General features: G+C 42.2%; 5 protein-coding genes. 4 read left to right on the forward strand and 1 reads right to left on the reverse strand.

What is annotated here, in order from left to right; all coding sequences use genetic code 11:
* Nucleotides 1-73: 73 nt before the first annotated feature.
* A complete protein-coding gene (ilvD, locus tag M1G12_RS07815) occupies nucleotides 74-1777 on the forward strand; it encodes a dihydroxy-acid dehydratase (RefSeq protein WP_000137346.1) in 1704 nt (567 codons plus the stop codon).
* Nucleotides 1778-1989: 212 nt separating this feature from the next.
* On the opposite strand, the gene M1G12_RS07820 is transcribed toward ilvD, so the two are convergent.
* Nucleotides 1990-2331, reverse strand: coding sequence for a metal-sulfur cluster assembly factor (locus M1G12_RS07820; protein ID WP_001204052.1), 342 nt, complete (start codon nucleotides 2329-2331; stop codon nucleotides 1990-1992).
* A 124-nt stretch (nucleotides 2332-2455) separates the two neighbouring features.
* Here M1G12_RS07820 and M1G12_RS07825 point away from each other — a divergent pair, with 124 nt between their 5' ends.
* The 3 genes from M1G12_RS07825 to hisS all read left to right on the forward strand — a co-directional run bounded on the left by M1G12_RS07825 (nucleotide 2456) and on the right by hisS (nucleotide 6371).
* The gene (locus tag M1G12_RS07825) at nucleotides 2456-3307 is read left to right on the forward strand and encodes a helix-turn-helix domain-containing protein (protein ID WP_247949669.1); all 852 of its coding nucleotides are present in this window, start codon (nucleotides 2456-2458) and stop codon (nucleotides 3305-3307) included.
* Nucleotides 3308-3613: 306 nt separating this feature from the next.
* Entirely contained in the window at nucleotides 3614-4861 is a 1248-nt protein-coding gene (locus M1G12_RS07830) for an MFS transporter (RefSeq protein ID WP_247949670.1), read from the forward strand.
* A gap of 229 nt (nucleotides 4862-5090) precedes the next feature.
* Nucleotides 5091-6371: a histidine--tRNA ligase gene (hisS, locus tag M1G12_RS07835; protein WP_247949671.1), complete on the forward strand. Its 1281-nt coding sequence runs from the start codon at nucleotides 5091-5093 to the stop codon at nucleotides 6369-6371.
* Nucleotides 6372-6473: the final 102 nt, after the last annotated feature.

A 6473-nucleotide genomic window follows, 5' to 3' on the forward strand; every position in this document is an offset into this window, starting at 1 on the left:
ATTCAAGAATTTTCTTCTGTTCATTGCCTTTAAAATGTGCTATAATAGTAAAAACTGAAATGGGAGGGAACAAATGACTGAATTAGATAAACGTCACCGCAGTAGCATTTATGATAGTATGGTTAAATCACCAAACCGTGCCATGCTTCGTGCGACTGGTATGACAGATAAGGACTTTGAAACACCGATTGTGGGGGTTATTTCGACTTGGGCGGAAAATACACCATGTAACATTCACTTGCATGATTTTGGGAAATTAGCTAAAGAAGGTGTAAAATCAGCAGGTGCTTGGCCTGTGCAGTTTGGGACAATTACCGTAGCGGACGGAATTGCTATGGGAACGCCAGGTATGCGTTTCTCTCTAACATCTCGTGATATCATCGCGGACTCAATCGAAGCGGCGATGGGGGGCCACAATGTGGATGCCTTTGTTGCTATCGGTGGCTGTGATAAGAACATGCCTGGTTCTATGATTGCCATTGCCAATATGGATATCCCAGCTATTTTCGCCTATGGTGGAACTATTGCACCGGGAAATCTTGATGGCAAAGACATTGACTTGGTTTCTGTTTTTGAGGGTATCGGAAAATGGAACCACGGTGATATGACGGCTGAGGACGTAAAACGTCTCGAATGTAATGCCTGCCCTGGACCTGGTGGCTGTGGTGGTATGTATACTGCTAATACCATGGCGACTGCTATTGAAGTTCTAGGTATGAGTTTGCCAGGCTCTTCATCTCACCCAGCTGAATCAGCTGACAAGAAAGAAGACATTGAAGCAGCAGGACGTGCTGTTGTTAAGATGTTGGAGCTCGGTCTCAAACCATCAGACATCTTGACTCGTGAAGCCTTTGAAGATGCCATCACTGTAACTATGGCTCTCGGTGGTTCTACAAATGCCACTCTTCACTTGCTTGCCATTGCCCATGCTGCCAATGTTGACTTGTCACTTGAGGACTTCAATACGATCCAAGAGCGTGTGCCTCACTTGGCCGACTTGAAACCATCTGGTCAGTATGTCTTCCAAGACCTCTATGAAGTCGGTGGTGTGCCTGCGGTTATGAGATACCTCTTGGCAAATGGTTTCCTTCATGGAGACCGCATTACATGTACTGGTAAGACTGTAGCTGAAAACTTGGCTGACTTTGCAGACCTTACACCAGGTCAAAAAGTTATCATGCCACTTGAAAATCCAAAACGTGCAGACGGTCCGCTTATCATCTTGAACGGGAACCTTGCCCCTGATGGTGCGGTTGCTAAAGTATCAGGTGTTAAAGTGCGTCGTCACGTTGGTCCAGCTAAGGTCTTTGACTCAGAAGAAGATGCGATTCAGGCAGTTCTGACAGATGAAATCGTTGATGGCGATGTAGTCGTTGTTCGTTTCGTTGGACCTAAGGGTGGTCCTGGTATGCCTGAGATGCTGTCACTTTCATCCATGATTGTTGGTAAAGGTCAAGGAGACAAGGTTGCCCTCTTGACAGACGGCCGTTTCTCTGGTGGTACTTATGGTCTGGTTGTTGGACATATCGCTCCTGAAGCTCAGGATGGTGGACCAATCGCTTACCTTCGTACAGGTGATATCGTTACGGTTGACCAAGATACCAAAGAAATTTCCATGGCCGTATCCGAAGAAGAACTTGAAAAACGGAAGGCAGAAACAACCTTGCCACCACTTTACAGCCGTGGTGTCCTCGGTAAATACGCTCACATCGTATCATCTGCTTCACGCGGAGCCGTGACAGACTTCTGGAATATGGACAAGTCAGGTAAAAAATAAACTCATACTCTTCGAAAATCTCTTCAAACCACGTCAACGTCGCCTTGCCGTAGGTATGGTTACTGACTTCGTCAGTTCTATCTACAACCTCAAAACACTGTTTTGAGCAACCTGTGGCTAGTTTCCTAGTTTGCTCTTTGATTTTCATTGAGTACCAAAAAGCAAGCCAACTTCGGCTTGCTTTTTTTCATCTTTAAAAGTTATTGACCTGCTTAACGAGGTGGCAGTCCAAGGGCGATGCGGCCGTAGCGACTGATTCGTGTAATCTTCCAAGCAGGCGACCAGGTAACTTCAACCTTGACATCTTCAATACCCTCGATTTGTTTCAGACCTGCCACGATTTCGATAGGTAGGCTTTCGGCGCAATCACAGGCGGTGTCGGTGAAGGTCATGACAATCTTGCAGAGCCCAGTTTCATCCAGATTGATTTCATAAATCAGCCCTAGATTGTACACATCCAATTCCACATCTGTATCAAAAACCTTCTCTAGTTTTTCGATAATTTGGTCTTGCAAGGCCAAAGCACGGTCATTGATTTTGATATCATCTCTCATTACAGTCCCTCCACGTGATAAATATCCTCTATTTTCTCATAATTCTGACAATTTGGCAAGTTTTTGATGAATTTTCTGAAAAAATATGATAACATAAAGAAAATACTCGATCAAGGGGAAGCCTATGGAGCAGATTGGAAAAGTCTTTAGACAATTACGAGAATCAAGAAATATCTCGCTGAGACAAGCAACTGGGGGACAATTTTCGCCGTCTATGTTATCTCGCTTTGAAACAGGTCAGAGTGAGCTTTCGGTGGAAAAGTTTCTATTTGCCCTAGAAAACATATCTGCCAGTGTAGAGGAAATCCTCTTTCTGGCGAGAGGTTTTCAGTATGATACAGATTCTGAGTTGAGAAAAGAAATCATAGATGTCTTGGATCCAAAGAATATAGCTCCGCTTGAGGACCTGTATCGCAAGGAGTATCAAAAGCATGCCTATTCTCAAAACAAACAGAAATATATTCTAAATGCCATTATTATCAAGTCTTATATGAAGAGCATGGACGAAAGGGTAGAGTTAACGGCAGAGGAAGGAAAAGTCCTTCATGATTATTTGTTTTCTACCGAGATCTGGGGAATCTATGAACTCAATTTATTTTCAGTCAGTTCACTATTTCTATCTGTTTCTCTTTTTACTAGATATGTACGAGAAATGGTCCGAAAATCTGATTTTCTAATGGAAATGTCTTGCAATCGAAACCTTTTTCACACTATACTATTGAATGGTTTTTTAGCCAGTATTGAGTGTGAAGAATTTACCAATGCCTCTTATTTTAAACGTGTCATCGAAGAGCATTTCTACAATGAAAATGAAACCTATTTCCGAATTGTCTATTTGTGGGCGGAAGGTCTCTTTGATAGCAAGCAAGGTAGAGTCAAGGAAGGACAAAAAAAGATGGAGGACGCTGTCCGTATTTTTGAGATGCTTGGCTGTAATAAATCTGCCGAATACTATAGAAAAACGACCGATTGTTGAATATCTGCAAACTAAGAAAATTATTTAAAATTTGAAGCGATAGAACTGTCGGGCTCTCTCGCGTCACTGGAGAAATTCTATCGTTTCTTTTTGCTCATTTCATTTGTTGCATATATTCAAAAGTTTTTCCTCTAAAATTTCTAAGTGCTATACTATAGTCATACTTCACATAAAACTTATACTCTTCGAAAATCAAATTCAAACCACGTCAGCTTCACCTTGCCGTACTCAAGTACAGCCTTCGGCTAGCTTCCTAGTTTGCTCTTTGATTTTCATTGAGTATTTGAACAAGAAGGGAGATTACCTATGAAACTATTGTTCAGAAATCAAGCTTATCGTCTCTTGACTTTGTCACGCTTCTTCAATGCTTTTGGTGCTTCGATTTTTAACCTGGTATTTATCGTCTATGCATCGACCCTGCCACAAGCATCTTTTGCGGTTGCTATGGCCAATATTGTCATGATTCTTCCGACTTTCTTTACAGTTTTTGTAGGGATTCGGGCAGATTACACGAGGAACAAGGTCAAATGGATGACCTATAGCGGTTTGTTTCAGGCGGTTTTATTTTTTCTGGCAGCCCTAGTTGTTCAGCAAGCTAGTCTCTTTGCCTTTTCTATCCTGTGTTTAATCAATGTCATTAGTGATGTCATCAGTGATTTTGCAGGTGGCTTGCGCATGCCTCTCATTAAGGAAAAAGTAGCTGAAGATGATATGATGGAAGCTTACTCTTTTTCCCAGTTTATCACCTATATTTCAGCTATTGGTGGTCAAGCTTTTGGAGTCTGGCTCTTAGGTCTATCGGTCAACAATTTTTCCCTCGTTGCGGGAATCAATGCCTGTTTTTTCCTAGTATCAGTTGCTATTCTCTTTTTAGGAAAAAGCAAATTAAGCCTGTCGATTTCATCTGCTGATGGTGAATCACAAAAAAATGAGAAGCTATCTATCAAAGACCAATTTCTAACGATTTATCGAAATTTACGCCTCGTTTTTCTTAAAAGTGGACAGAAAAACTTTGGTTTTATGCTCTTTGCTGTCTTGCTTATCAATGCCTTGGGTGGTGCTTTGGGAGGAATTTATAATATCTTCTTTTTGAGCCATTCTCTTTTGGACTTTTCTTACACAGAGGCATTATTTATCAGTCAATTCTGTGCTTTGTTAGCAGTCATCATCAGTAGCCTTACGGGCAATGATTATTTTGGGAAGCAGTCCCTGCCTAGATTGATGATGTGGGCTACCGTAGGGCTCACTCTAATTGGTCTGGCTAACGTATTCAATCAAGTCGTGCTTGGTTTGCTATTTCTCTTTTTAACTCTGTATGTGTCTGGTAAAGTTGCTCCAAAGATTAATGCCATGCTCATGAAAAATCTAGCTCCAGAGGTTCTGGCTCGTACCAGTAATTTTTTAGGTTTATTGTTTACCTTGTCCATACCTGTGGGAACAGCTTGTTTTTCACTTATAGCTGTATGGAATATACAGTTGACTTGGATGCTATTTGTTGGTCTTTCCTTGCTAGCTATTCTTTTGACAGTTATTAATCTCAAAAATGATATCTAATACCCTTCGAAAATCTCTTCAAACCACGTCAACGTTGCCTTGCCGTAGGTATGGTTACTGACTTCGTCAGTTCTATCCACAACCTCAAAACACTGTTTTGAGCAACCTGCGGCTAACTTCCTAGTTTGCTTTTTGATTTTCATTGAGTATAAATCCTAATTTTTTTCTTACTGTTTTAATCCCTCTATTTATGGTAAAATAAGACTATTAAGTTTAAAGAGGATCCCCTATGAAATTACAAAAACCAAAAGGAACGCAGGATATTTTGCCTGCTGAATCTGCCAAATGGCAGTACGTTGAGGGCTTTGCCCGTGAGATTTTCAAGCGCTATAACTATGCAGAAGTGCGCACGCCTATTTTTGAGCACTACGAGGTTATCAGTCGCTCTGTTGGAGATACAACGGATATCGTAACCAAGGAAATGTACGATTTCTATGACAAAGGTGACCGTCACATTACCCTCCGTCCAGAAGGAACTGCGCCCGTTGTCCGTTCCTATGTAGAAAATAAACTCTTCGCTCCAGAAGTGCAAAAGCCAAGTAAGTTCTACTACATGGGCCCTATGTTCCGCTATGAGCGTCCACAGGCAGGGCGTTTGCGCCAGTTCCACCAGATTGGTGTTGAGTGTTTTGGATCTAGCAATCCAGCTACTGATGTGGAAACCATTGCTATGGCAGCTCATTTCCTGAAAGAAATCGGCATCCAAGGTGTCAAATTGCACCTCAACACTCTTGGAAATCCTGAGAGTCGTGCGGCCTACCGTCAAGCCTTGATTGACTATTTGACACCGCTCAAGGAGACCTTGTCTAAGGATAGCCAACGTCGTTTGGAGGAAAATCCTCTTCGTGTCTTGGACTCTAAAGAAAAAGAAGACAAGGTAGCAGTAGAGAATGCACCTTCTATCTTGGACTTCCTTGATGAAGAAAGCCAAGCTCATTTTGATGCTGTGCGTCAGATGTTGGAAAATCTTGGAGTAGACTATATCATCGATACCAATATGGTGCGTGGTCTGGACTACTACAACCACACCATTTTCGAGTTTATCACTGAGATTGAGGGCAATGACCTGACAGTCTGTGCGGGTGGTCGCTACGATGGTTTGGTTTCTTATTTTGGAGGCCCTGAGACTGCTGGATTTGGTTTTGGACTTGGTGTAGAGCGCCTGCTTCTCATTCTTGAAAAGCAAGGTGTGGCTCTCCCTATCGAAAACGCTCTAGATGTCTATATCGCAGTCTTGGGCGAAAGGGCAAATGTCAAGGCCTTGGAATTGGTACAGGCTCTTCGCCAACAAGATTTCAAAGCAGAGCGTGATTACCTTAACCGTAAACTCAAAGCTCAATTCAAGTCAGCTGATGTCTTTGCGGCTAAGACCCTCATCACCCTCGGAGAGAGCGAAGTCGAAAGTGGACAAGTGACGGTCAAGAACAACCAAACCCGAGAAGAAGTGCAAGTGTCACTTGAGGCAATCAGCCAAAACTTCTCAGAAATCTTTGAAAAACTAGGATTTTAATAACAGATAAACTGGTCAGGATTTTAGGCTCTTTGTCAACTGTAGTGGGTTGAATAAAAGCTAAGATCTAGAAAGGACGAAATTTGTCCTTTCTTTTTTGAT

Source organism: Streptococcus mitis (assembly GCF_023110375.1).
Classification (GTDB): Bacteria; Bacillota; Bacilli; order Lactobacillales; family Streptococcaceae; genus Streptococcus; species Streptococcus mitis_CI.